Annotated in this window: 23 protein-coding genes and 1 tRNA gene; 8 read left to right on the forward strand and 16 right to left on the reverse strand. The window is 60.5% G+C overall.

Annotation, left to right across the window (positions count from 1 at the left end):
- Positions 1 to 171: 171 nt before the first annotated feature.
- The 9 genes from QMG25_RS17705 to QMG25_RS17745 form a co-directional block, all read right to left on the reverse strand.
- The gene (locus QMG25_RS17705; RefSeq protein WP_283462386.1) at positions 172 to 1440 is read right to left on the reverse strand and encodes a DUF6575 domain-containing protein; all 1269 of its coding nucleotides are present in this window, start codon (positions 1438 to 1440) and stop codon (positions 172 to 174) included.
- Between the two features lie 523 nt (positions 1441 to 1963).
- Complete coding sequence (locus tag QMG25_RS17710; protein WP_283462387.1) at positions 1964 to 2479, reverse strand: DUF4352 domain-containing protein; 516 nt, start codon at positions 2477 to 2479, stop codon at positions 1964 to 1966.
- 1135 nt (positions 2480 to 3614) lie between these two features.
- Positions 3615 to 4613 carry a hypothetical protein gene (locus QMG25_RS17715; RefSeq protein WP_283462388.1) on the reverse strand — a complete coding sequence of 333 codons (999 nt, stop codon included), beginning with the start codon at positions 4611 to 4613 and terminating at the stop codon, positions 3615 to 3617.
- Between the two features lies 1 nt (position 4614).
- Positions 4615 to 4791 carry a hypothetical protein gene (locus QMG25_RS17720; protein WP_283462389.1) on the reverse strand — a complete coding sequence of 59 codons (177 nt, stop codon included), beginning with the start codon at positions 4789 to 4791 and terminating at the stop codon, positions 4615 to 4617.
- Positions 4788 to 5231 (reverse strand): hypothetical protein, encoded by a 444-nt coding sequence (locus QMG25_RS17725; RefSeq protein ID WP_283462390.1) that lies wholly within the window; start codon positions 5229 to 5231, stop codon positions 4788 to 4790. Before QMG25_RS17725 ends, QMG25_RS17720 begins: the two co-directional genes overlap by 4 nt.
- Positions 5228 to 5548 (reverse strand): hypothetical protein, encoded by a 321-nt coding sequence (locus tag QMG25_RS17730; protein ID WP_283462391.1) that lies wholly within the window; start codon positions 5546 to 5548, stop codon positions 5228 to 5230. The genes QMG25_RS17725 and QMG25_RS17730 overlap by 4 nt, the downstream gene beginning before the upstream one ends.
- 43 nt (positions 5549 to 5591) lie before the next feature.
- A complete protein-coding gene (locus QMG25_RS17735; protein ID WP_283462392.1) occupies positions 5592 to 6590 on the reverse strand; it encodes an AAA family ATPase in 999 nt (332 codons plus the stop codon).
- A gap of 85 nt (positions 6591 to 6675) precedes the next feature.
- Positions 6676 to 7377 carry a bifunctional DNA primase/polymerase gene (locus QMG25_RS17740; RefSeq protein WP_283462393.1) on the reverse strand — a complete coding sequence of 234 codons (702 nt, stop codon included), beginning with the start codon at positions 7375 to 7377 and terminating at the stop codon, positions 6676 to 6678.
- A gap of 147 nt (positions 7378 to 7524) precedes the next feature.
- Positions 7525 to 7746, reverse strand: a complete 222-nt coding sequence (locus tag QMG25_RS17745) for a helix-turn-helix transcriptional regulator (protein ID WP_283462394.1) — start codon at positions 7744 to 7746, stop codon at positions 7525 to 7527.
- Positions 7747 to 7918: 172 nt separating this feature from the next.
- On the opposite strand from QMG25_RS17745, the gene QMG25_RS17750 reads away from it, so the two are divergent.
- Together QMG25_RS17750 and QMG25_RS17755 are read left to right on the forward strand one after the other, a co-directional pair.
- Complete coding sequence (locus QMG25_RS17750) at positions 7919 to 8413, forward strand: helix-turn-helix domain-containing protein (RefSeq protein ID WP_283462395.1); 495 nt, start codon at positions 7919 to 7921, stop codon at positions 8411 to 8413.
- A 174-nt stretch (positions 8414 to 8587) separates the two neighbouring features.
- Entirely contained in the window at positions 8588 to 9679 is a 1092-nt protein-coding gene (locus tag QMG25_RS17755; RefSeq protein WP_283462396.1) for a site-specific integrase, read from the forward strand.
- A gap of 87 nt (positions 9680 to 9766) precedes the next feature.
- Here the strand turns inward: QMG25_RS17755 and QMG25_RS17760 are convergent.
- The 4 genes from QMG25_RS17760 to tmk all read right to left on the reverse strand — a co-directional run bounded on the left by QMG25_RS17760 (position 9767) and on the right by tmk (position 13490).
- Positions 9767 to 9839, reverse strand: a tRNA-Thr gene (locus QMG25_RS17760).
- A 108-nt stretch (positions 9840 to 9947) separates the two neighbouring features.
- The gene (locus QMG25_RS17765) at positions 9948 to 11498 is read right to left on the reverse strand and encodes an alpha/beta hydrolase (RefSeq protein WP_283462397.1); all 1551 of its coding nucleotides are present in this window, start codon (positions 11496 to 11498) and stop codon (positions 9948 to 9950) included.
- A 19-nt stretch (positions 11499 to 11517) separates the two neighbouring features.
- A complete protein-coding gene (locus QMG25_RS17770; RefSeq protein WP_283462398.1) occupies positions 11518 to 12687 on the reverse strand; it encodes a DNA polymerase III subunit delta' in 1170 nt (389 codons plus the stop codon).
- Positions 12684 to 13490: a dTMP kinase gene (tmk, locus tag QMG25_RS17775; protein ID WP_283462399.1), complete on the reverse strand. Its 807-nt coding sequence runs from the start codon at positions 13488 to 13490 to the stop codon at positions 12684 to 12686. The genes QMG25_RS17770 and tmk overlap by 4 nt, the downstream gene beginning before the upstream one ends.
- Before the next feature lie 168 nt (positions 13491 to 13658).
- Here tmk and QMG25_RS17780 point away from each other — a divergent pair, with 168 nt between their 5' ends.
- Both QMG25_RS17780 and QMG25_RS17785 read left to right on the forward strand, forming a co-directional pair.
- Positions 13659 to 14837, forward strand: coding sequence for a trans-sulfuration enzyme family protein (locus QMG25_RS17780; RefSeq protein ID WP_283462400.1), 1179 nt, complete (start codon positions 13659 to 13661; stop codon positions 14835 to 14837).
- 90 nt (positions 14838 to 14927) lie between these two features.
- Positions 14928 to 15272, forward strand: a complete 345-nt coding sequence (locus QMG25_RS17785) for a DUF2516 family protein (RefSeq protein WP_283462414.1) — start codon at positions 14928 to 14930, stop codon at positions 15270 to 15272.
- Positions 15273 to 15375: 103 nt separating this feature from the next.
- Here QMG25_RS17785 and QMG25_RS17790 read toward each other — a convergent pair whose 3' ends face one another.
- Entirely contained in the window at positions 15376 to 16257 is an 882-nt protein-coding gene (locus QMG25_RS17790) for a class I SAM-dependent methyltransferase (protein ID WP_502866439.1), read from the reverse strand.
- 202 nt (positions 16258 to 16459) lie between these two features.
- Between QMG25_RS17790 and QMG25_RS17795 the strand changes: the two genes are divergently transcribed.
- Positions 16460 to 17206, forward strand: coding sequence for a phosphoglyceromutase (locus QMG25_RS17795; RefSeq protein WP_283462401.1), 747 nt, complete (start codon positions 16460 to 16462; stop codon positions 17204 to 17206).
- Between the two features lie 208 nt (positions 17207 to 17414).
- On the opposite strand, the gene phoU is transcribed toward QMG25_RS17795, so the two are convergent.
- On the reverse strand, positions 17415 to 18077 hold the full coding sequence (phoU, locus tag QMG25_RS17800) for a phosphate signaling complex protein PhoU (protein ID WP_283462402.1): 663 nt from the start codon (positions 18075 to 18077) through the stop codon (positions 17415 to 17417).
- A 170-nt stretch (positions 18078 to 18247) separates the two neighbouring features.
- Here phoU and QMG25_RS17805 point away from each other — a divergent pair, with 170 nt between their 5' ends.
- The 3 genes from QMG25_RS17805 to QMG25_RS17815 all read left to right on the forward strand — a co-directional run bounded on the left by QMG25_RS17805 (position 18248) and on the right by QMG25_RS17815 (position 24926).
- Complete coding sequence (locus tag QMG25_RS17805; protein ID WP_283462416.1) at positions 18248 to 19492, forward strand: sensor histidine kinase; 1245 nt, start codon at positions 18248 to 18250, stop codon at positions 19490 to 19492.
- A 15-nt stretch (positions 19493 to 19507) separates the two neighbouring features.
- Positions 19508 to 20188 (forward strand): response regulator, encoded by a 681-nt coding sequence (locus tag QMG25_RS17810; RefSeq protein WP_283462403.1) that lies wholly within the window; start codon positions 19508 to 19510, stop codon positions 20186 to 20188.
- Positions 20189 to 20348: 160 nt separating this feature from the next.
- Positions 20349 to 24926 carry a beta-galactosidase gene (locus QMG25_RS17815; RefSeq protein ID WP_283462404.1) on the forward strand — a complete coding sequence of 1526 codons (4578 nt, stop codon included), beginning with the start codon at positions 20349 to 20351 and terminating at the stop codon, positions 24924 to 24926.
- Between the two features lie 370 nt (positions 24927 to 25296).
- On the opposite strand, the gene QMG25_RS17820 is transcribed toward QMG25_RS17815, so the two are convergent.
- Entirely contained in the window at positions 25297 to 25812 is a 516-nt protein-coding gene (locus tag QMG25_RS17820; protein ID WP_283462405.1) for a hypothetical protein, read from the reverse strand.
- Between the last annotated feature and the right edge of the window lie 127 nt (positions 25813 to 25939).

Genomic DNA, 25939 nt, shown 5'->3' on the forward strand with positions numbered 1-25939 from the left:
TGGTAGGGAGGACTACGTGCGCCGCTCAGGCTTGAGCCCTTGCTGAAAGGTCACGATCGTGACGTTGTGCGTGGTCACGTCCGTTCAATCCCTGGGCACGCCTGTCGGTGCGTCACTGGAGTTTCGTGTGTCATTGCTCGGCGACAAAATGATGGCAGCTGTCAGACGCGCTCAGTGCGCTGATTGGGGAGGCGCAGAATCTCTCCATGCCGTCAGTGCGTCAGCCGGTTCGTCATTTGGCTCCCCATTGACGTGGACCAGCTGTTCAAGGGTGTAGACGAATTTGCTTTCTCCCGTGGCACCTTCGTATGTCGTGATCTCTGTCAGCGTTGCGTCGTACTCATCTCCAAGGGTCGCTCGTGAAACCTGATGGTCAGCTGCCTCAGAGACCGTCCCTTGATACTCAACATCTGTTTCAACATCCCGGAGCCCAAAACGCTTACGGTTCGAATTAGCGGCGAATAGCACCATGCGAGAACGAATCTCCACTGGCTCCTGAGCCGTTATGCCCTCAAGTAGTTTGGTAAGTTGTTGCAATTTCTCCGCACTTAGTTTGGCAATGCGACTTCCGAAGTTGGGACTACCTGCGGTAATTGAAACGTCGCCATTGGTTAGCGATAGTTCTCTGATCAACTGTCGATAGCTCCGTGCGCCCCTAGGCTGCAATTTGGAGACGCTAGCGGGGAGTTCCACGTCCTCGAGTGCAACTCCTGCAAGGGTTACAAGGTGATCAACGGCGCTGGAAAAGGGAGACCCACCGAAAAGGTCTTGACCGTCAGTGGATGCGATCCCGAGAACGAAACTTGCAGCGGTAAGGGAAACAAGATCAGACGCTGCTGCGTTTGTGATGCTGCTGGGTAGTGGACCGGCCTGCGGTGGTGTGTCGTCAATTTCCAGAGCGCTGAAGTTGTCCAGCACCGTTTGCAGCGCAAGCAGGATTCCACCAATACGACGTGTCGGGGCCTCCGTGCGGAAATACTCCGGCAAATGAACTCGGAGATCCAATCGCGTACGTCCCTCTTGGACAGCTGTCCGTTCGAGTTCCAAAGGTGAAGCGGCGGTATCAGTCGTGGGCGTATCAATGTCTAAACCAAAGTCGGCGTCGGGCAACCAATCTTCGAGAATATCGGACTTGGCCAGTGTCTTTACTTCGTCCCCGTCTGTACCGGCATGGGGGAGATTTGCTAGATAAACGAACCCTTCTGCATGGAGAAAAGCGTCTCGCAGCTTCACGCCACCCGAACGCACAGCCGTTAGCCGGGTTGGTGATACAGGGGCGTACAACCAAAGATCGTGGTCATCTCCCTCGCTGGCCCAAGTAGCGATATACGACTGTTCGGTTGCTGAACGGCAAGAGAAAATACGGGGTCCGTCGTAGTCGACGAATACCTCGACTATTTCCAACTCCCCAAGGAACGATCCGACTGGCAACCAGCTCATTCTTTTACCTCAAACGAGGTCCATTGGACGTCATTCTCGGGCCGCCACCAAGTCCTATGTGTTTTGTTGCCTTTTGACGGAGTGGCTTGCATCAGGCCGGACCCGTCGATGGACCCAGCTGCTATCGACTTATTCCTGAAAGGGGGAATGGACTTTCGGGTCCTCTCAGCGTCTTCCTTGGTGTCGAAAACACTCAGGCCCATGGACATGCAAAGACGATCCTCTTCGTAATCCTTGAACCTCGCAGGCTTCAAAGCATAACCGCTGACGAAATCCTTGGGATTGGGTTGACTACCTTCTACCAGCCGAAAAACGGCACCAGACGAGGGCTCGGCTTCTTGGGGAGGGCAAGAAGCTGGGTACTCGTTTGGCCACTCAGTAGGGGTCTCCTGGTCCTCGGCATTCGGCATACTGTGAAGTGTAGTTCGCATCCTGTAGTCGGCTAAATGCGTTGGATGCCCAATTTGTAAGCGGGAATCGTTTGTCTGGTCCTCAGAGTTGTCGAGGCTCGTCTGGACAGTCGTCATTTCAAGTTGATTGTGGCCGATTTGCCGAAAAGCGTGTCTTTGATCGTGACGACGTTCGGAGTCTTGTCGGTAGGCACATCGAAGTAGATGCTGCCCTTGACCTTGAGTCCCGGGTTGATTTTGTCCAGAAATCCTGATGATTCATCGTCGTTGCTTGCCTTGATGTTCACCCATGAGTCTGTGCTGTACTCGATCTCGCCTGATAAGAGTTTGAAGTCGTCAAAATCCAGCCTCTCGGCCTTGTTGGCAATATTCGCGGCTGTGATGGACAGCTGACAAAAATGACCCTTGGCGATTTCCTTGGTCACTTCGTACTGCCCCAGCGAGGGTATGCCGCACTCATATCCGGTGACGACGTACTCGAACTTCTTGGATTGCACCGGTTGACCGATTGCAAAGGTAGTTTGTGTGGCAGGTTTAGTCTCCACTGCTAGAGCCGCAGTTGACTGTTCATGACCGGCACCTGCGGGGGAATCGTCGGGCGATGAACTTCCATTGGTCAGCGGCACCACGACGAAAACGGCGATCAGGCACGCTAGGACTATGAGTAGCGTCCTCGGACTCTTCTTCCGGCTCTGAGATGGCGGCTTGTTAGGTGGCGGCGAGTAGAAGACCAAGGAATTTCCCCCAATATTTTCACTGCAATCGATGATGTTCCCTGATACTAACCACGAGGACTGACAACCCCATAAGCGGGTACTTCATTCACCGAGGCCCCTTAGTCATACAGGCCCACTTCACGGATACGCTGGGTGAGTTTCTCCTGGCGTAGGCGTCGTGATTCTTGGATAGCTTTGCGTAGCGCGGGATCGTCTCGCAGGCTCAGCAACTGGTCAGTCGTGATGCCTGGGGCAGCGTTGAGATACTCGAACTCTGGTGGATCGAAGGAGTTGCCCTGAGTGCCTACGCGTGGGACGTAGGCGTGGACTCGGTTAGCACCTTGACGACGGGCAAATGCTCGTTCGCTCTTTCCCTGATTCTTACAGGGCCTCTCTCCACAAATTATGGCGCCGACTCGCTTGGTCGTTATAAGACAGCCGCAGTATTTACAGTTCATCGTGTTTCCTTTGTCTCGGTGCGACGGTGATTTTTCCAAGCACCACTGTTCTTCTGGCTGCGTCGTCGGATCGTCTTTGCCTTGGTCTTACATGCAATCGAGCATCGTGCGGTCGTTGATGGTTCACCACAGATTTCACAGGCCATGGGCGACTCATGGTTGGCAACGGGACGACCAAAAGACTTTTCCCGTCTGGAGCGTTCACGTTGGGTTTTACTGGTGCGGCGGCATCGTTGGTCGGGACAGGTCAGCCGTTGTCTGCCTTGGATGGACACGTGGCAAATGATGCATGAATTTCTCGCTGGGCGCATGGGTATAAACGTAGGAAATTATCGGGTTCTCGGCAGGGTGGGAGACTACACGCGTGTGTGCGTCTGCAGGCGTCCGTTGACTGCTCGACGTGCAAACACTCGTGAACGTGTGTGTTGGACGCCTCTACAGCGCTTTTTGGCTCTGTTGTCGTTCGCCTGGGCGTGATGAGTGATCAATGATCGACGAATGCATTGGAATGTTGTGCGGGAGGATTGCATCAATCCACCACGAAACCCCGTACCTCAGATGGGGCACGGGGTATCGCAGTTTATTGGTGTCTAGCTGATGTGGCTGAGGTAGCTTTCACCCAGCGAGGACTTTTTGGTGTTCGGTGCTTTGCGGTATCCGTCCTGACCCCCTGCTGAGTAATCGCTGGTGGGCGTCGTTCCCGTGATTTCGTAGTATTGGTTGCGGGATTCTTCCATGCCTTTGAGACGGTCGAAGCTCACGGGCTGTGCAGCGCTGTTGGCAGCGTTCCAAGCGGCAAGCAGTTTGCCGATGGATGGCACCCACAACTGGCTGTTGGTGCAGACGTCCAGCAGGTAAGCGATGTGTTGATCATTGCTGACCGGCATCACTTCGCGTTTGTGCGGGTACTTTGCCGACTCACAATTGGTCAGCCAGTTGTTGTAGCGAACCACATGGTCATCTTGGTCATGGGCGGCACGGGGCGTGTACGCCTGGGATCGCTGATCATTCCAGAATGCGGAGTCATCCAAAGAGTTGCGGAGGAATCCGGCTTCATAGATGAAGTTGAGTTGTCCCGCGTCGAGGCATTGCCGGGTGATCGTCACCTGTGCACTGCGGATTTCAATGTAGCGCTCGACAAGCTTCGTCGTGTTGCGCCACGCTTTGATCTGTTCGCTGGTGCCTGCTTCTAGGATGCGCTGAACGTCGCTGAGTGAACCCAGTGAATCCGCGGTGTCAACGACTTCGGAAATAAGTTCCTGAAGTTCATGGTCAAGGTATGCGAGAGCCTTGTCCGCGTGATCCTGAACAGCTTCGGTGCGCAGGCGTTCAACCTGTGCCTTTGCTGCTTTCAGCTTTTCGCCGCGAATCTGAATGTTGTGAATTGCGCGGAGACGGTCATCTCCCGCGCTGGTCACGTCGAGAGGAAACGGTTCCCCTGCGAGTGCAAGGTCAACGAAATCAATTTCCACGGCTGGGGGGACACTTTGGTTGTTGGTGCGACTTTCCCGGGTAATGCTGTCCAGTGCAGTGGTGAGGGCGTCGTGGTCGCCCAAGAGGGAGTATGCGGAGTTGGTGATCGTGGTCATGTTAGTTGTCCTTCTTGTTGGGGTGCATGGTTGCGTGCAATTCACGGCCTTTGGCGACCGAACTGGTGGGGCGGTTCTTCGTGCTGTTCGTTACGAAGTCCCTCGCCAATCTCTTGATCGAGACTCTTTCCTCGAACGTGCCATCCTTGACGGCTTCCATTGCTTCTCTGACGTTCATTTAGTGCTCCTTTTGTTTTTGGTGAACTTCGACCACGGGTTTTCCCGAGTCAAGATTGGTGGGGCCTCGAGTTGGAGGGTCAAGAATTCTTGGATGTCCGGGTGTAGGGCCTTGATTTCATGCAGGCAGATCGACGATGCGCGGAGGTGGCCCTGTGGGGTGACTACGACCAGATCGAGGAAGAGTGAGTCAAGAAGAACACGGCCCAGAACCTCAACGTCCCCATTCATGAGGCCTGCCCAGTTGCGGTACTCCTTGAGCGTGTGGAAGTGGGACTTTGAGAAGTAGTCCCCATCGATAGCGACAACACGGCAGTTCGTGCTGGTCCAGACGTCAGCGGGAACGTACTCAAATGCGTTTCCGGGGTGATGGTCCCGACTGGGCGAAGTGCGCGATGGTACAGGCAACCCGTGTGGGTTTATCAGTTGGTGGTTATTCATGGTGTTACTCCTTCGGTGAGGATAAGTTGGGGGAGGTCGGAGGCTGACCCGGGGGCGCGGACAACATGGCCGTCGATCAGGCCGAGGAGCTCGTGCTGGTCGTCAAAGGTCACCCATGCAATCGGTTGGTCGAGTGGGCCAGTCGTCGACGGGATCTGTGCGTACACGGCAGACGTCAGCGGTACGGTGCCGAGCGTTCCTGTCACCATGCCGTTGACAAGCGGTGACAGAGTCACAAGCAGGTCTACAGCACCTTTCACGTGGGTGACGCGGGATCGTCGCCGGGGCGGCGTATAAGGGGTTGGGTGGATATTCATGGGAGTTCCTTTCAGTTACGAATGCAGTTGGGGGATTTGGACGCTAAGCAAGGAGTGCCGTCCCTTCAGCGGTAATTTGGTATAGGGCTGCACGGCCCGGATTCTCGGGTGTCAAGGGTTTTGCTTCGGCGATGAATCCCATGGCGACCAGATTGTCTACGTGTCGCTTGGCAGTTGAAGGGGCCAGTTTTCTCGGCTTTGAATTGGCACAGATGGTCTTCATACCCACCCCTCCTGTTTCGGTGGACAACACATCAAGCACGGCACGGGGCAGACCAGAAATCTCGTCATCCGAACGGATCAGCGTGTGACCACTTGGGGCTTCAAGGCTGTACAAGAGTTTGCTCGGCTGGGTGGAGTCGAACACTGCCACTGCGATTGCTGCGGTTTGGTCGGAAGAACGAAAATCCGTTGAATGGCTACGGACCAGGCCCTCACGGTCTTTGCCTACTCGTATTTCGATTTTCCCGACTCGGCCCACGGCAAGTTGTTGAGTCATCCTGGCTGTGTAAGCGGCTCCGGTAAGAAACGACATCTTCATTTGAGCGCCTAGAGCAAAGCGTCCTCGGCCATCTGAACTTTTAGTGACGTGGTCAATAAGGATGACCGCAGCACCCGTCTTTGACGCCAGCCGCAAAGGGAGTTTACGACCCCACTTCATGGTGTCGCCGTTATCCATAGAGTTGAGCCCATAGACGTCGAAAGCAGCCGTTACCCCGTCAATGACAATGAGGTCGTAAACCCCGCCCAAGTGTCGTTGGAAGGCTTCCTCTTCTGCTTCACCAAAGGTTTCAGGGTCAAACTCGGGGCGAACGTACTTGAACCGCTTGAGGATGATCTCAGCGGTTGCACCCATACCCAAGAGTCGTCCGATGACTGAAACTGCGTCGGATTCAAAATCGAGGAAAAGAACACGGCCGCCCGACTTGATAACCCTCACGCACTCGGCCTGGGCTATGAGCGACTTAGCCGACTCCGATTCACCGTGGAGCGAATGAACCTTGCCCGGGTAGAGCAGACGGACCCCATCGGAACGCCTCATCAGCTTGGGCCTCGTGGACTTTCGTGTTCCGTCCAGAATGTCCCTAACGTCTTCAGGGGACCATGACGGTCTCAGCCCATCAGCCTCAGCCACGATGGCCGCCAAAGACACTCGAGACGGTGTTTGAGATTTCCCAGTCGCCCAGGCCGATGTAGCTGGCCTCACGGCTGAGTTGATTGATCAGACGGTGGTGCATTTTTTGTGGCATCTCAGACACACGTTGGAGACACCAATACAGATTTGCGTTTCGCTGGCCCTCAGGGGCGTTCGCAAGCGTCTGCATCAGCCCATTGATGGAATGTTTCGCCTGTCCTCCCGCGGCGTCTGTCCTGCGTAGCGGCGAGTCTGCTGGAGTGAGCATGTTCGCCAGCCACAACGGCAGTTCAAGCACAGATGCCTTCAGTAGGTATTCATAACCCGGGGTGGGCGGTGCAATGACGTACCCGCCAGCAGCGCGGGTGTCGATGCCCTGGCCGAGCTTGCTCACTGTGTTCTTCACGGGATGACCATCGATTGCATTGAAGTACACGTGTTTTCCACGCGGCGTCTTGACGACAGGCGTTTTGATGCGAGAGGTGCCCTCATTTTCGATCCACAGTCCAACGAATGTCTTCCACGCTTTGCGGGAGTCACAGTCGATGACGACCAAGTCGTTACGGCCACAGTCGACGGCGAACTGTTCGTTCCCCCTGAGGTTGAGCTGACTGACGGGCGTCAGTGGTGCTGTCTTCCATGCGGGTACTATCGGTTTCTTGTTCTTTGTCTTGAAGCCCGTGAAATCAGGCATTTCTTGGCGAGGAGAGTGACCCGAGACGCTCGTCCTATCATTCTGTTGTGTTCGGTTGGTCACCGTTTACACCTTTCTAATTAGTGATCAAGAGCCGGGTATTTAGTCGTTTCGGGTGAGTGCCCGGTTCTTTGGTGGCTTGTGTTGTTACTGCGCTGCAAGCGGGGTGTCAGTGCGAGTGAACTTCTTCGTCTTTTCCCAGGCCTCCAAATCCCGCACGTCGTAGCGGACCCTGCTTCCCAGTCGAATGAACACTGGGCCGCGTCCCTGAAATCGAAGCTGACCTGCGGTGCCTTTGGGCAATCCGTAACGCTCTTCGAACTCCTTGCTGTCGATGTACCGGGGCAATTCATTTGTCGTGCGTGTCATGACGACACCTCCAATTTATGTAGCTCACTTTGTTGAGAACTCCTGATTTCCGGCGTTCCGGTTGACATCGCTTGTCGTTCACGTAGAATTTATAACGATGAACACAACATAATCACGAAAATTTGATTACGGCAAACACTGGAGCGCGAATAAATGAAGGTAGGCTATCTGCATGGCAAACAAGACGATTGAAGAAGGCCCATCCGCTCGCACGGCTAGGGAGAACCTGAAGCGGATTCGAGAAGAGAAAGACATCACGTGGACGGTACTCAGCAACATGCTGGCGAAGGAGGGGCGCAAGATTCCACCGATCAGCATCAGGCGCGCTGAGGAGGGGGAACGTCGGTTAGACGTTGATGACCTCATGGCACTCGCGTTCGTTCTTGACGTCAGTCCTAACGAGTTGTTGCTCCCCGCAAAGGATTTCTCAGGGGTCGTTGAGGTTACCGGGCCGGGTGAACGGTCGAACGCGGAAGTGTGGGCATGGGCGATGGATGGCGCGGATATAGGGAGTCCTACCGCAGGATTCGCCAAAGGTACAGAGTTTTATGTGGACGACAACGATGTCCGCAATTCGCTCCAACAGGTGGCAGCGGTAACCGAAAGCGAAGCGTTCAGACAGGCAGTGCGTGATGCTGTCCGGGAGGCGTTGGCCGATGAAAAATAGTAGACGACCCTTACCAGCCGGACGAGGCGTACACATCGCGTCGCGCGTGAGCGGTCATGTGCCCGTGCAGATCACGTCAGATGCTCCACCAGACGATTGCATAATGTGGCGACGAGTTTACCCGTATTGCGTGCGTGCTCGTGCGTCAGACCCACTGAGAGTGGGCGGGTAAACATGGCATCTGTGGTCAGTTACGAGACCAAGACTCAAGGCAAGCTGTGGATGGTTCGCTATCGAACTCCTGACCGTGTGCAGACTATGCAGCGGGGATTCAAGACCAAACGTGACGCATTGCTATGGCTGTCAAACATGGAAGTCGCAAAATCGCGGGGTGAATACATCGGCAATGCTGCAGGGAAGATTGGCTTTGCTGAATGGGCTGAAGTTTGGTTCGATGCCCAGGTTCACCTGAAACCGACCACGCGATCGAATTACCGGCAGTGTCTGGACAAGCATGTGATCGCTCGATGGGGCGAGAGACAGATAGGAAGCATCACACACGGAGAGGTCCAAGCATGGATCAAACTGTTGGCACAGACCATGACGCCGTCTTCTCTTCGCATCCAATACCAAACCCTGTCTGCTGTCCTGAAACATGCAGTCCGGGATGGCCGGCTAGTGAAGAACGCGTGTGATGGTGTGAAGCTTCCGAAGATCGTGAAAAGAAAACATGGGTATTTGACCCATGAGCAGGTTGCGGCACTTGCTGAAGAATGTAAGGACTACGGAGACGTGGTCCTTTTCCTTTCCTACACGGGTCTTAGGTATGGGGAAATGGCTGCGCTCAGGGTAGGTCGATTGAACATGCTGAGGCGACGGATTGACGTTGCCGAAGCTGTGGCGGACGTCAGGGGCACTCTTGAATGGGGAACCCCCAAGTCGCATGAGGCACGAAGCGTCCCTTTCCCAAAGTTTCTGGCCGAATCTCTTGCCCGGCGGTGTGACGGGAAAGGTCGAGATGACTTGGTGTTCACCGGCGCTAGAGGTTCCGTGCTTAGGGGGAACAATTTCAGGAAAAGGGTCTTCAACGACGCTGTTGAAAAGCTGATCGATGCTGACCCCGATTTTCCACTGATCACGCCTCATGACTTGCGGCACACTGCGGCATCTCTAGCTATCTCTGCTCACGCAAACGTGAAGTCGATCCAACGCATGTTGGGCCATGCAGATGCGGCAATGACGCTGAACACATACGCAGACTTGTTTGAAGATGATCTGGACGCTGTCGCTGACGCACTAGATGCAGCCTATAAGAAAATACTGTGATCATGATGTGCTCACGCCTATACTTCAGGGCATAAAAAAATCGTTGCATTGGCGTTTATTTCGCGTCAATACAACGATTTCAGTGGGGGCCTCCAAACAGAATCGAACTGTTGACCTTCTCATTACGAGTGAGACGCTCTACCAACTGAGCTATGGAGGCCTGCGCTAGCCGAACTCCTAGTGGAGCGCGCGGCTGAACACAAGAAACAACTCTAATATGCGCGGGGTGGATGTACAAAATCCGCCCCGCGCGCATCGCCTGCAACGCTTAGCAGGTGGTGCCGTCTTTAGGGACTTTTCCGTCCACAAAGTAGTCGTCAACTGTCTTTGTCAGGCATTTGTTGGCGCGGCCGTAAGCGGTGTGGCCTTCACCCTTCCACGTGACATGGACGCCCGAGTCCAGCTGCTTGGCCAGGGCCTTGGACCATTTATAGGGTGTGGCCGGATCCCCGGTGGTGCCCACCACCAGGATGGGCCCTGCGCCGGCAGCGGAGATGGGGGCCGGTTCGCCGGTGGCCGGGACCGGCCAATACTTGCAGGACAAACCGGAGAAGCCCAGCAGCTTGCCAAAGGTGGGTGCGGCCTTTTTCAGCTCGGCCGCCTGTTGGCGCATGTGGTCAACATCGGAATTCATGGGGTAGTCAAGGCAGTTGACGGCATTGAATGCCGCAGCGGTGTTGGAGTTGTACTTGCCATCCGAGTCCCTGTCGGCGGAGAAATCGGCCAGCATCAGCATCCCCGAGGCGTCGCCTGCGAAGGCCTGCTTCAAGGCGCCGGTAAGCGGAGCCCACAGATCCGTGGAATACATGCCGAATGCCAGGCCCCCGGTGAATTCAGTGCCCGTCACCGCCCTTCCGTCAGGGGTTTGCTGGGGCGTTTCGGCATAGACGGACTGCAGCTCGCGGATCTGCTCCATGGCTTTGTCGACAGTCCCCGAGACAGGGCAGTCGCTGGTGCCCAAGCAGTCCTTGGCCCACGCCCGCAAGGCGTTTTCAAAGCCCACGGCCTGGCCCATGGAAACTTGGTCAATGTCCAGGGACGGGTCCATGGCGCCGTCCAGGGAGAACTTGCCCACCCGCTTCGGGAACAACCCGGCATAAGTGGCACCCAACTTGGTCCCGTAGGAGAAGCCCATGTAATTCAACTGCTTGTCGCCCACCACGGCGCGCAAAACATCCATGTCGCGAGCCGCACTGACTGTGTCCATGTGTTCCAGGACGGGACCAGAATTTTTCTCGCACAGTTTGCTCTGGCGCTTCACTTCGGCTTCGGCGCGGGCCAGGCCGGGATCCGTGGCCGGATCAAACTCCTCCTGGCGTGCCGCGTCCATCTGCGCATCGTCCAAGCACTTCACACCCTCCGAGCGCTGCACCCCGCGAGGGTCGAAACCCACCACGTCATAGGCGCCGCGCAATTTGGCGGAGAAGTAGTTTTGCCCGCCGTCCTTGACCATGTTCACGCCGGAACCGCCGGGCCCGCCGGGGTTGATCAGCAGGGAACCGAGCCGTTTTCCGGTGGCCGGCAACCGGATCGCGGAGATCTGGATGGAGTCTCGCTTGGGCTTGTCGTAGTCCAACGGCACTTTCACCTCGGCGCACTGAAAGCCGCCATTGCATGAAGTCCACGTCACTGCCTGCGTGTAAAAGTCCAGCATTTCCGCCGGCACGTCGCCGACGATGTCCGCTTCGGCAGTGGGGTTGACGGGAGCATCCGGCGCCAGCACCGAGCACGAGCTCAACGTCAGGGCAGCGATGCCGGCCACGGCGGCGGCGAGGAACAGGCGGTGGCGGGGTCGCCGTCGTAGATTTCCGGCAGGCATGGGAGAAGTCCTTACGTGGTTAGAGCAGGCTGACTGCCATGGCTTCAAGGGCCAGCAGCGGGGCAACATTGGTGGTGGTGAGGCGGCGGCGCACGGAATTGACGGCGTCCATGCGCTCCAGCGTGGCTTCAGGGCGTGAGTGGGCGGCAAACTCCTGCAGCTGTGTACGCAGCGGATCGTTGACAAGCTCCACTGCTTCGCGGCCGACGCCGGAGCCTCCCCGGGCGTCCAGCTGCAGCACCAGCACATCCCGGTAGAAGGAGAGCAGGTCCGTCAGGGCCCTGTCCAGCTGGTCGGTGACCGAACGCTTGGCGCGGCGCTTTTGGTCTTCTTCCAGCGCCCGGACCTGCGCGCGCATGGGGGGCGGGAGCGTCCCCGTCTCGGGTGCGCCCAGGGAGCGCAACAGCGACACCTTCTCAACGGCGTCGCGCTCTTCATTGGAGGAGGACGCCTCCGCCTGGGCCAGCTCCAGCAAGGAGGCGGCAGCCATGACGGCGGTGGAAACGTCGCGCAGCTTCAGCGGCAAGTTCACTGTGGCGTCGCGACGTTCACGGGCCCCGGGATCGGTGGCCAGGCGCCGGGCGATGCCGATGTGGCTTTGGGCAGCACGGGCGGCCATCAGGGCCAGCTCCGGTTCGATGCCGTCGCGGCGCACCAAAAGCGCTGCAACATCCGCCACGGGCGGCAGGCGCAGCGTCAGCGTCCGGCAGCGCGAACGGATGGTGACCAGCACATCCGCCGGGCTGGGTGCGCACAGGATCCAAATGGTCCGCGGCGGCGGCTCCTCGATGGCCTTGAGCAGGACGTTTGTGGTGCGCTCGGCCATGCGGTCGGCGTCGCCCACGATGATGACCCGCCAGCGGGACGACGACGGGCTGTCGTGGGCCTTGCGCACAAGGGTGCGGGCTTCCTCGATGGTGATGGTGGTTTTTTCCGTGGCGACGTAGGTGACGTCGGCGTTGGTGCCGGCCAGCGTGGTGTGGCAGGCCTTGCAGACGCCGCAGCCGCGGGCCGCCAGCTCGGGGCGTTCGCAGACCAGCGCTGCGGCGAAGGCCAAAGCGGCGTTGGAACGGCCGGAGCCCGGGGGACCGGTCAGCAACCAGGCATGCGTGGGTTGGGTGGACTGGGCGGCGCGGCGCAGCTGGGCCACGACGGAGTCCTGGCCCTGCAGGTCAACCCAGACGCTCATGCGCTGCCGACGAGTCCGCTTGAAGCGGGTCGGTCCTGGCCGGATGTGGCCTGGCCAGATGTCGCTTGGTCTGATGTCGCTTGGTCTGATGCCGGCGTGCCAGATGTGGCTTGGCCTGATGAGGCCTGACCCTGTACGGACGCGGTGCTGCCTGCGCGCTGCGCCACAAGGGCCATGACCCGTTGTTCAATGGCGCCAGCCAACGCCTCGACGGAGTCGCTTGCCGGCAGCACCAGATAGCGGTCGGGATGGGCGGCGGCCAATTCAAGGAAGGCGGCGCGAATGGTGGCGTGGAACGCGTCGGGTTCCGTTTCCATCCTGTCCTCAGTGGAGTCGCCTGCCGTGCGGCGCTGGCGCCCTGACTCCGGGGAGACGTCAAGCAACACGGTCAGATCCGGCCACAGTCCGCCCGTGGCCCAATCGTTGAGCTGAAATATGGTCTCGGTGCCCAGTCCGCGGCCTGCGCCTTGGTAGGCGACGGAGGAATCGGCGTAGCGATCGCTGAGCACAACTTCGCCACGGGCCATCGCCGGAGCAATGACCTGGGTGGCGTGCGCGGCCCGGGCAGCGGCAAAGATCAGCGCCTCGGTCGTGGCATCAATCTCGCCCTGTCCGTGGTCAAGGACAAGGGAGCGCAGTTTTTCGCCGACGGGAGTCCCGCCCGGCTCCCGTGTGCGCACCACTGTACATCCGGCGTCGGACAGGGCTTGGGTGAGCAGCGCGGCCTGGGTTGATTTTCCCGCGCCGTCGCCACCTTCGAAAGCGATGAACAAGCCCGGCGACGGGGCAGAAGAATGAGTCACCCAACCAGCCTACCGGCCGAAGCTGGAAGCAGCCTTGACTGCGGAGGGTGGCTCTGTGCACAACTGGCCGTTTGGATAGCTTGTCCACAGCGGCGACTTATCCACAAAGTTGAGGCAAGCCGTCATATTGCCGACTCTGTCCTTGGCGCGCGGTCTACTGTGGAGGATATGACGTATCAGCCTGCCACGCACCCGGAAGACCTCAGCGCCGACACCATCGTGGTGGCAGCGGGCAGGCCGCCGCGCGGCCACGATTCGCCCGTGAACCCGCCCATTGTGCTCTCCTCCACCTATGTGGGCACCGGCACCGTAGTTGACGGGGACAGGGCCTACGGGCGCTATTCCAACCCCACCTGGGATCCGCTGGAAGACGCCTTGGGGCAGCTTGAAGGAGCCACGCTTCCGGCCCTCATTCTCAGCTCGGGCCTGGCCGCCGTCTCCGCCGCGCTGTCCTTGATTCCCGCCGGCGGTGTGCTTGTCATGCCCACGCACTCCTACCAGGGCGCACTAGTCATGGCGCAGGAACAAGCCGCCAAGGGCCTTTTCACGCTGCGCGCCGTGGACATCGCCAACAACGACGAGGTCATCGAAGCACTCACGGGCACCGGGGGCAAGGCTGCCGACATGCTCTGGCTGGAGAGTCCCACCAACCCCATGCTTGAAGTGGCCGACATCGCCGTTCTCTGCCGTTCTGCCCAGGCCGTGGGCGCCCTCATCGTCACCGACAACACGTTCTCCACCCCGCTGGTGCAAAAGCCGCTGGAGCTCGGAGCGGACGTGGTGCTGCACTCCGTCACCAAGTACCTGGCCGGGCACTCCGACGTGGTTCTCGGCGCCCTCGTCACTTCCAATCCGGCACTGCGCGAGGCCCTGCTGCACCACCGCTCCATCCATGGCGCCATCGCCGGGCCCTTCGAGGCGTGGCTGGCCTTGCGCGGACTGCGCACCCTGGCACTGCGAGTTGAGCGCTCGCAGGCGAGTGCCCTGGTGCTGGCGCAACGCCTTGACTTGCACGACGACGTGGAGCGGGTTTTGTTCCCCGGCCTGCCGTCGGATCCGGGCCATGTCAGGGCCAAGGCGCAGATGTCCGGCTTTGGCTCCGTCCTGTGCATGGAAGTTGCCGGAGGCGAAGAAGCTGCCAATGCCGTGGTGGAGGCCTTGCGGGTGTGGACTCCCGCCACGTCGCTGGGCGGGGTGGAATCGCTCATTGAGCGCCGCCGCCGCCACGCCAACGAACCCGACACCGTGCCGGCCAACCTGCTGCGCCTGAGCGTCGGTATTGAAAATGTTGAAGATCTCTGGAACGACTTGGAACAGGCCTTGGCCCAAGCGGCTGGGCGCGGGTAGCGAACGTTTGCAGCGATTTCCCAGCACACCGGCACCACCATTCACGGTGGCGGCCTGTAAGCTTGAGTCGGGAGTGGTTTCGTGAACTTTATGGAATTCCTTATCCTGGCGTCCTTGGGCCTGCTGGCATTGGGAATTCAAGTGTGGGCTCTGAGCGACTGCGTGCGCACGTCCGCACCCGATTTTGAGCGGGTCAGCAAGCGGACCAAGACATTCTGGACGGCCGTGCTGGCCGCGTCGGTGTTCTTCGGTTTCCTGTACGTGGTTGTCCCCGTGATGTCGCTCAGGGTTCCTCCGATGGGCATGGGCATGATCTTCTGCCTCGCCGGGGCCACCGCCGCCGGTGTCTACTTGGCCGACGTCCGGCCCATGCTGGCCGAAGTGCGCGGCCGCGGCCGTGGACGCGGACAACAAAACCGCGGCTCGTCCTGGTAAATCGGCTTCAGCTGACCGGACCGGTTGGCCCGGATAAGTTAGCGCCGCGTCAGTTGGCCCGGACCTGTGAACTAACGAACACTTCCTAACTGACGAGCGTTGCCTAACTGACGAGCGCTGCGACCTTGGGCGCGTGAACGGGGGCCGGTGCCACAGCGGCCCAGTCAACAGTCAGCTCACCCAAGCGCCAACGTGCCGGCGACCGCACGACCGGCCAGCCGCCGTCGTACATTTTTTGGCACATGTTCAACCAGCGTTGGCGGTTGCCGAAGGACGCCAGCGGGGCGCCCGCCAGCCAATGCTTGTCAAGGGCCTGCAGGAAGTCGTGGATTTTCTCCCCCGGCATGTTGTGGTGGATGAGCGCCTTGGGGAGCCGCTCGGCACTGTCCGAGGGCAAATCAAAATCACCAAAGCGCAGGGAAATGGTCAGCGACAGGGGCCCGGTCCCATCCAGCGCCACCCAGGTGCTGCGCCGGCCGATTTCATCGCAGGTGCCGTCAACAAAGATTCCCTTCGGGGCCAGGCGCGAGCAGACGGTGAGCCAGATCAGCTGGACATCGGCTTCGTCGTACTGGCGCAGCACGTTGAAGGCGCGCACCATGCTGGGCCGGCCGGGGACGGGGATTTCGAAACCGCCCACGCAAAAGTCGAGGCCGTCATGCTCCAACGGCTTGGCGATACGCACACGCTCGGGCTCAATTTCAATCCCGGTGACATGGGCGCCAGGGCAAACGGCGTGGATACGCGCATACAGCTCAACGGCCGTGGTGGGGGCGCCGCCGTAGCCAAGGTCGATCACCAGCGGCGTGCTTTCGCTGCGCAGCCGCCATGCCTGCGGGCCGGCCAGCCAGCGGTCCACGCGGCGCAGCCGATTGGGGTTGGTGGTGCCGCGGGTGGCGTTGCCAAAGGGTTTGCCACGATGCCGCGCAATACGCCTTGAAGGGTCGGCGGAGGCGTTCTTGACCCGTTGCGCACGTTGAACCACGGAGTAAATGCTAAGTGCCAGGGCCCGCGCGATTGTAAAAATGTGGGCACACTCACGCCTTGGATTCCTGCGGACCATCGCCTGTGCATGCGGCGCAGCCGTCACAGTGGCGGCACATGCGCAAACATGGGTGCGCAGGCGTCGGCCTGTCCACGGAGCGTAGCAATTCCGGTCCTCCGGTCCCGGCCGGTAGAATGAAGCCATGACTTATACGCTGATTTTGCTTCGCCATGGCCACAGTGAGTGGAACGCCAAGAACCTGTTCACCGGTTGGGTGGACGTGGACCTCAACGACCAGGGCCGCACCGAGGCCGTTCGCGGCGGCGAGCTGCTGGTGGAAAACAACCTCCTCCCCGACGTGGTCTACACCTCGCGCCTGAAGCGTGCCATCAACACGGCCAACTTGACGCTGGAAAAGGCCGACCGCGGCTGGATCGACGTCAAGCGCGACTGGCGCCTGAACGAGCGCCACTACGGTGCACTGCAGGGCAAGGACAAGGCCCAGACGCTTGCCGAGTTCGGCGAGGAGCAGTTCATGGAGTGGCGCCGCAGCTACGACACCGCGCCGCCGGCGCTGTCAGACGACAGCGAATTCTCGCAGATCAACGACCCCCGCTACGCGGACCTGGGCAACGACATGCCGCGCACCGAGTGCCTCAAGGACGTCCTGGAGCGCCTGTTGCCGTACTGGGAATCGGACATCAAGGAAGACCTCAAGGCCGGCAAGACCGTCCTCGTCACGGCCCACGGCAACTCGCTGCGCGCCATGGTCAAGCACCTGGACGGCATCTCCGACGACGCCATCTCGGCCCTGAACGTCCCCACCGGCATCCCGCTGGTGTACGAACTGGATGAGAACTTCGCCCCCATCTCCCCCGGCGGCAAGTACCTGGACCCGGTGGCCGCCGCGGCCGCCATCCAAGCTGTTGCAAACCAGGGCAAGAAGTAGCCCGCTTTTAAGCACGACGGCGGCGGGTGACCTTTGCAGAAAAGGTCACCCGCCGCCCGTTCGCCGCCGCCCACTGCTCGCAATCCCCAGACGCTCCCACTGCTCGCAAGCTCACAGCGGGGCCCACGCGTCTGTGGCCCCTCACAACGGGGCCCACGCGTCTGTGGCCCCCTACAGCGGGGCCCTCGGCGGCTTCGCTTGGGCAGTTCTAGCCGACGAGGAAGTCTTCGGCCTGCCACTCGCCGGTGACGAGGTAGGAGACCTTGCGGGCCACGGAGACCCCGTGGTCGCCAAAGCGCTCAAAGTAGCGGCTGGCCAAGGTGACGTCCACGGTGGTTGCCGCGGTCTCGGTCCAGTCCGGGGAGGCCATCGTGGAAAAAACGGTCTTGTGCAGGATGCTGATGCGGGCCTTCGCGGCGGCGATGCTGGCCACCAGCTCCAGATCGCGGGAGTCCAGCAGCTCGGTGACTTTCTCGGCGATGAGAATGTCAAGGCTGGCCAACTCGGCAAAAGTTTCCGTCAGGGGTGCCGGGATTACCGTGTTGGGGAAACGCAGGCGGGTCAGCTGGCCGATGTGGCGCGCCAAGTCGCCCATGCGTTCGAGCGAGGCGCTCATCCGCAGGGAGCCAACGATCATGCGCAGGTCGCTGGCCACCGGACCCTGCAACGCCAGACCATCGATGGCGCGTTCGTCCAAGTCATTTTGCAGGAAGTCAATGCGCGCATCTGCAGCAATGACTTCCTGGGCTGCTTGCAGGTCGGCTGCGGCAAAGGCTGTTGAAGCCTTGGAGATGGCTTCGCCCACCAGCGCGGATATCTCAATGAGGCCCTCGCCAATTTGGTGGAGCTCGGCCTGGAAAACTTTACGCACGCGGGTGTCCTTTCATGGGCAGGGCGGTAGGGCCCTCGTTGTCCCTTAGCATGCCATTCCAACGTGAACGCGGCGGCACGGCAAAGTGAACGTTTGCTTAACGAGCGGTGGCAGGGAACCGCTTTGGCAAAATTGTGGCTGCCAACGCATAGTCTTATGGCGTGGATCCCTTGGTGGTTGGACTGGTAGCCGGGCTCATAGGCCTTGCCGTGGGCGTGTTTGGCATGTTCGCGTTCAGCCTCAGTGAACGCACCCGCCACCTCACGCTCGACATTGGCGAACCCGCCCTGCCAGACGGGGCGGCCGAAGTCCTTTCGGTGGTGGGCAAGGCCTACATTGTCATTGACACTGTGGACGGCGTGGTGCGTGCCAGTGCCGGCGCCTACGCCTTCGGCCTGGTGCGCGGCCACACGGTGGTCCACAAGGAGTTGCTGGAACTGGCCCACCGGGTCCGCCGCGACGGCGTCATTGAAGAACGCGACCTCACCCTTCCGCGGATCCTGCCGGCGTCGGCAGTGAATGCGGTTCCCGGGGAACTTCCGGCAGCCGCGGCGGAACTGCCGGGCGCCCAGGGCGCTCCCGGGCAAGGGACACTCGTGATCCAGCTCCGGGTGGCGCCACTGGGGGAGGAGTACATTCTCCTGCTGGCAGACGACCGCACCGAAATTGCCCGCACCGAGGCCGTGCGCAACGACTTTGTGGCCAATGTGTCGCACGAGCTGAAGACCCCCGTCGGCGCCATTTCACTGCTGGCCGAGGCCATTGAATCCGCGCCGGAGGATCAAGTCACCGTCCGCCGCTTCGCATCGCGCATGATGACCGAATCGGCGCGCTTGGCGGCCCTGGTCCAAGACATCATTGAACTGTCCCGGCTGCAGGGCAAGGACGTGGCCCGCGCCGGCATCGCAGTGGATATGAACTCCGTCATCGCCGAGGCCGTGGACAGGACCAGGCTGCCGGCGCAGAGCAAAAACATCACCCTGGTTGCAGGGGCGCAGCAGCCCGCCGTCGTCCATGGCGACCAGGCGCAGCTGGTGACCGCCCTGCGCAACCTGATCGACAATGCCGTGCGGTATTCGCCGGAGAACACGCAGGTGGGCATCGGGCTCGCTGTGGGCGACGGCGTCGTCTCCGTCAGCATCTCCGACCAAGGCGACGGGCTCACCCCGCAGGAGCAGGACAGGGTCTTTGAGCGCTTCTATCGCGTTGACACCGCCCGCTCCCGGCACACCGGCGGCACGGGGCTGGGCCTGAGCATCGTCAAGCACATTGTGGGCAACCATGGCGGCGAGGTGACGCTGTGGTCCACTCCGAAAACGGGGTCCACCTTCACCGTGCGGCTGCCCCAACTTTCCCTTCCAACGTCCGACGGCGGTTCGCAACACAGCGCCGACCGGCACCCCGGCTTGAGCTAAAGGAGCGCAACGAGCGTGAGCAGAATTTTGATAGTTGAGGACGAGGAGTCCATCAGCGACCCCTTGTCATTTTTGCTGGGCAAGGAAGGGTACGAGGTCCGGGTTGCCGACAACGGCTTGGATGCGCTGCTGGAATTCGAGCGCAGCGGGGCCGATTTGGTGCTCCTTGACCTGCAGCTGCCGGGCATGAGCGGCACCGAAGTGTGCAAGCACCTGCGGCAACGCTCCAATGTCCCCGTCATCATGCTCACCGCCAAGGATTCCGAAATTGACAAGGTCGTGGGGCTGGAGCTCGGGGCCGACGACTACGTGACGAAGCCTTATTCCTCGCGCGAATTGATCGCCCGGATCAGGGCGGTGCTGCGGCGCCAGGCGGAGCCGGAAGAACTGCTGCATGCCACGGTGCAGGCCGGCCCGGTGCGCATGGATGTAGAGCGGCATGTGGTCAGTGTCCACGGGGAAACCACGGGCTTTCCGCTGAAGGAATTCGAACTCCTGGAGATGCTGCTGCGCAATGCCGGAAAGGTGCTGACCCGCGGCCAGCTCATCGACAGGGTTTGGGGTTCGGATTATGTAGGCGACACGAAAACCCTGGATGTTCACGTCAAGCGCCTGCGCAGCAAGATTGAGCCCGACCCGGCGGTACCGAAGCACCTGCTGACAGTGCGCGGGCTCGGCTACAAGTTCGAACCGTAGGCCTTGGCTGACAAATGTGACCGGACTCGTGCAAAAACGTGCGTAACATGCTCAAATAAGTGAGATTTTGGTTGCCCCTGTGTGGCCTCCGTCATATGCTGTGACGGATAACATACGGTGTGGCCGGTGCGGCTGCCATCACATTTGAGGGACTTGATCCATGACTGCACATTCTTTCAGGGGTTCCGGGAGATCACGGGGGCTCAAGGCGGCGGCCATCATGGCCACCGCCGCCATGGGCCTGATGACCATATCGAGCCCGGCACTGGCCATCGATTCCGAGACCACGGTGGAAACCGTCGCCGAGTCAGCCATGGCCGGGGACAAGGTCGTCTTCCCGGGCAACGACGGCCAAAGCCACGAGGTCACCTTTGACTCGAAGTCGTTCATGGTGGACGGCGAACGGCTCAACGTGTGGAGCGGTGAATTCCACTACTGGCGCCTGCCCGGCACCGATGACTGGCGCGACATGTTCCAGAAGATGCGCGCCAGCGGCTTCAACGCCGTCTCCCTGTACTTTTTCTGGGGGTTGCACTCCACCGAGTCCGGGGAATTCGACTTCACCGGCATCAAGGACATTGAACTGCTGCTGACCATGGCCGAGGAGGAAGGCCTGTACGTCATTGCCCGCCCGGGCCCCTACGTCAACGCGGAAATTTCGATGGGCGGCCTGCCAGCGTACCTGACCAAGAACGGCGCACGTTCGCTGCGCAGCACGGATCCGGAGGCGCTGCGCGAGTCGCTGGGCTGGATAAACGCCTTCAATGAAATCGCCGTCAAGCACCAAGTCACCGACGGCGGCGGCTCCATCGTCACCTATCAGGCCGAGAATGAGCTGTACAACGAAGATTATGACCGAGTTCCCTTCATGAAGGAACTGGTCGAGAAAATCAAGGGCGACGGCGTCACCGTGCCCGTGTTCCACAATGGCTGGGGCTTCAAGGGCGACTTCAACCCCGGAAGCGACAGGCCGAGCGGTGGCGGCGACACAGGCCTGGATTTCTATGCCTTTGACCAGTATCCGCTGGGCTTCAACTGCTCCGCCGGGCGCGGTCAGGTTCCCGACATGGAGTCACGCTTCCGTGCCATGACTACCACCAGCCCCATGTTCATTGCCGAAGGCCAGGGCGGTGCGTTCACCCCTTGGGGTGCCAACTTCAACACCGACCGCTGCGCCGAATTTGTTGACCCTGCCTTCACCCGCCAATACGGGGTCAACAACCTGAACAACGGCATCAACATGTTCAACTACTACATGCAGTACGGCGGCACCAACTGGGGCTGGACTGGTTCCCCGTCCTCGGGCTTCACCTCCTACGACTATGGCGCCGCCATCAACGAAGACCGCCAGCTGACGCCCAAGGCATCCGTGCAAAAGGAACTGGGCTACTTCCAGCGGGACTTCGACCCGATCTCCAACATGGTTCCACAGCCGGGCGCACCCGTCACGATCGACGGCGGAGCCGGAAACATCAAGTCCTACCAGCGCATTGCCACCGAGAATGTGGAGTCGGAGTCGGTCTCCGGCAACGGCTCCCGCTACCTTGGCTTCCGCCAGGGAGACAGCAACAGCACCACGGAGCTGAGCTACTCCATTCCGCTGACGCTTTCACCGCAAGAAGAAGTGGTCGCGGCCAGCTACACCGCCGATGACAGGGACCCCGCCATCACCTACACGGGTACATGGGGCAAGTCCAACGGCGAAGGATGGGCCGCCGGAAACTACAAGGGCACCGAAACGTTCAGTGACAAGACCGGGGACTCCGTATCCTACAAGTTCACCGGGGCAGGCATCCGCGTCATTTCCGCCCAGTCCATCAACCACGGCTACGGGGACGTCTACATCGACGGTGAAAAGGTGGGCCAAACCAACACCTTCCGCGGTCAGAACGCCAACTTCCAGTACGTGGCGTTCCAGACGGACGGCCTGGACCCCAACATTGAGCACACCATCAAGATTGTGGTCACCGGCGAGAAGGACGCGGCCAGCTCAGGCACCAATGTCACCATCGACGCCTTTGACGTGATTGCCGCACCCGACGCCGCCGTCGACCCGGTCGACGTGAAGGTCGACGACGTCGACCCCGCCATCACGTTCTCCGAGACCAACGGGGTCTTGGACTGGAGCCGTGACACCGGCAAGACCTGGACCGAGAACGACTACATGGGCACCGAGTCCAACAGCAACAAGACCGGCGCCTATTACGAGTACACCTTCAAGGCCGCCGAAGTGCGCCTGATCTCCGCTACCGCGTACAACCACGCCATTGGCGACGTCTATATTGACGGGGAGAAGGTGGGCCAGACCAACACCTATCAGGTCGACGTCGCAAGCACCCCCGGCCAGATTGCCTTTGAGAAAACGGGCCTGGACCCCACTAAAGAGCACACCATCAAGGTGGTCAACACGGGCGTCAAGGGCGACCCTGCAGCAAAGGGGACGTTCCTTTCCATCGATGCCATCGAGACCTCAACTCCGGCGGCAACCGACCCCGAGGTGCCGGGCAACTCCATCACCTTCGACCGTGTTCCGCAAAAGGCGGGCACGTTCTTGAAGCTGCACGGCCGCGATGCCAACATGGTGATCGCCGACTACGCCTTTGCGGACCAGAAGCTGATGTACAGCACCTCCGAGCTCTTCACCAAGATGCCGGTGGACAACGGCTCGCTGCTGGTGCTGAACGGCGCCAAGGGCGACGACGGCGAAACCGTCCTGCAGTACGACTCTGAACCCACGGTGGCCACACTGGACGGCACCGCCGTCGAGCATGTTTGGGACGCTGACACGAAGATGTTGCGCCTGAACTACGTGCACGGCAACGCAACCTCGGTGAAGATCACCGGCGGCGGCGCCCCCGATCTGACCATCGTCACCACCGACCGCTCGGCCACGGCCCTGCAGTGGAGCATCGACGGTATCGTGAAGGACGGCACCACCAACAAGACCGTCATGGTCGACGGTGCCGATCTTGTCCGTTCGGCCGAGTTCGACGGCGACACCGTGAACTTGGTGGGCGACACCAAGGAAGCACGCAACATCGGCATCTACGTGCCGGCCGGCATCACCAAGGCCAGCTGGAACGGTGAGGCGTTGGCAACCACGCCTGGCACGAACGGCCAACTCGTGGCAGATCTGGCCGGCCCGGCCGCCGCTGTCCTTCCGGCACTGACTGACTGGAAGGTTTCCGGGGAGAACCCGGAATCTGCCGTTGAGTTCGATGATTCCGCCTGGCTGGAAGCAACTGCCACCACGGCGGCGAACACCCGCCAGGGTCCCGGCCCCATCCAGGGCAAGGTCCTTGACACGGCGTTCTACGGCTTCTACGAAGGCGACACCTGGTACCGGGCACACTTCACCGCGGACTCCGCAGCCACCAGCATCAAGCTGCGCGGGCAGGGCGGCAGTGCGGCGAACATGCTGGTCTGGGTCAACGGCGCCTTTGCCGGAGCGGCAGCAGCCAACGGCAGAATGCAAACGATCCAGGTTCCGGCCGGGGTCATCAAAAAGGGTGAAGAAGCCGTGGTTTCGGCCGTGGTCCGCAACCAGGGGCAAAACCTTGACTGGTCCGACAATGGGCTTTCACGCGAAAACCGCGGCCTGTTTGACGCGGAACTGCCTGCCAACGGCGAGGTGACCTGGAAACTGCAGGGCGCCAAGGACAAGGCCGCACCGGTGGACACCGCGCGGACCATGTACAACACCGGCGGTCTTTACGGCGAGCGTGCCGGCTGGTACTTGCCGGATTACCCGGACAGCGAGTGGGCAGACGCCGACTCGTTCAAGCCGGCCAAGGCAGGGGTCACCTGGTACCGGACCAACTTTGAGCTGAATGTACCGGAAGGAACCGACACGGCCGTTGCGTTGAAGATCAACGACGCCAAGTTTGAAGAAGGACGCAATTCCCATGCCCGTGCCGTGATCTACGTCAACGGCTGGAACACCGGCACTTGGGTTGGCAACGTTGGTCCGCAGGGCACCTTCACCATCCCCAGCGGATTCCTAAACAAGACCGGAGGCAATACCTTGGCCATCGCGCTGACCACTGAGCGCGACGCCCAGGGACCGGACTCCTTCACCCTGGTGGACCGTGGCACCAGCCTCGGAGGTGTGCCGACGACGCTGAACACGGCACCCGACTACACCCTGCCGGTTGTTGCCGCAGAGGTGGACAAGGCCAAGCACGACGTCGGCGAGAAGGCGGTCGTCAGCGGCACCTCGGCGCTGGCAGCCATCGGCGACGGGGCGTTGACCAACGCTGTGATCGACTTTGGCGACGGCAGTGAAGCGGTGACTGTGCCCGTGGTTGACGGTGCCTTCTCGGCGGAGCGCAGCTTCGCCGAGAAGGGTCCGTACACGGCCATGGTCGCCATCAAGGATGCTGTGTCCGGATCCGTTCTGGGCACCGATTCAGTCGAGATCGCCGTTGCGGGTGAGGGCACCGCTCCCACTGAGACGGCGGCACCGAGTGAGTCTGCAACGCCGTCTGACACGGCGGCCCCGACGGCGAGCGCAACGCCGTCGGGGTCTGCGAATGCCTCGGCCGTCCCCACGGCGTCGAAGGCAGCGTCCCAAACGCCGGCTGCGGATGCCACCACGGCTGCCAACAACGCAGCGGCGGAGGACGATCTGGCCAACACGGGTGCCAACAACAAGTTGCTCGGCGGCATGGCGATCCTGCTGCTGCTGGCCGGTGCAACAGTGTTTGGCGTGAGCCGTCGGAAGCAGGCCAGCCACTAGCTTCACGGCGCATCCGATACACAACAACAAGCACTGAAACAACAAGCATGGACTTGACCTTCGGGCGGGCGCGGGAACTTCTTCCGTTGCCCGCCCGAAGTGTTTAACCTGTATTTAACCTGCGTGCCCGTCGGGCCCGAATACGCACCGGTTCAGGTGCCCCGCCCGCCCACCGCGAAAGTGGGGTCTGTGGGCTGTACCCGCCAAGATGGGACAGGCCGGCGTGGCGTGGTGGGACGAAGCCTGGCAGCGCCGGAGACAAAAAATGGGGCCGGTTGTCGAGAAGACAACCGGCCCCATTTGCCCCTGCAGCTGGTGCACGGGATGGTGCGAACAAACGCTGGAACAAGAAACCAGCTGGAGCAAGAAACTAGGGCGTGGAGGGTGCCGCACTGGGCACCAGGTTTTTGTACTCCTGCAAGGTGCCGTCGAGGATGGGAACGTTCAATGTGGCTGTTTCGGACTCGGCGCCCGAAGATTGCAAGTCAATGGTCTCGAAAGCCCCCGGAGCTGCAGCCATGGAGCTCAGAATGGCTTTGTCCGACTGGCCGTTGAGGACCAGCGGAATGCCGGGCTTCACTGTGATCTCGGTCTGGGCGCCCTGGGCGCCGCTGAAGGTCAGCGTGATGTCAGAATCGGCCTTGTTGTAGAACGTGCCAAGGACCCGGCCGGGTCCTCCTTCGGCTTTGGAGATGATTAGAACAGTGCGCAGTTGCAGCTGGCCCACGCCCGAGTTCACCCCATCCGAGACGGTGACCTCCAAGGCTGTGCTTTGCTGGTTGATGGCACTGCAACCGGTGAACGCCATGGCGCCAATGCCGATGGCTGCAATCAGACTCAAGCGTTGTGCTCGTTTGGTGCCTCGCATGCCGGAAGCGATTCTCACGTCAGTAACTCCTCAGGGAAAAGACAAAATATCTTTGCCCAGCTTATCCGCAATTGTGGTAAAAGTGCGCTTCCTTCGATGCGGCCAGCCCATTGGGCAAGGTGCGGCAGTTCGTTGAAGCATCTCA

The organism is Arthrobacter sp. H35-D1, from assembly GCF_030063185.1.
Classification (GTDB): domain Bacteria; phylum Actinomycetota; class Actinomycetes; order Actinomycetales; family Micrococcaceae; genus Specibacter.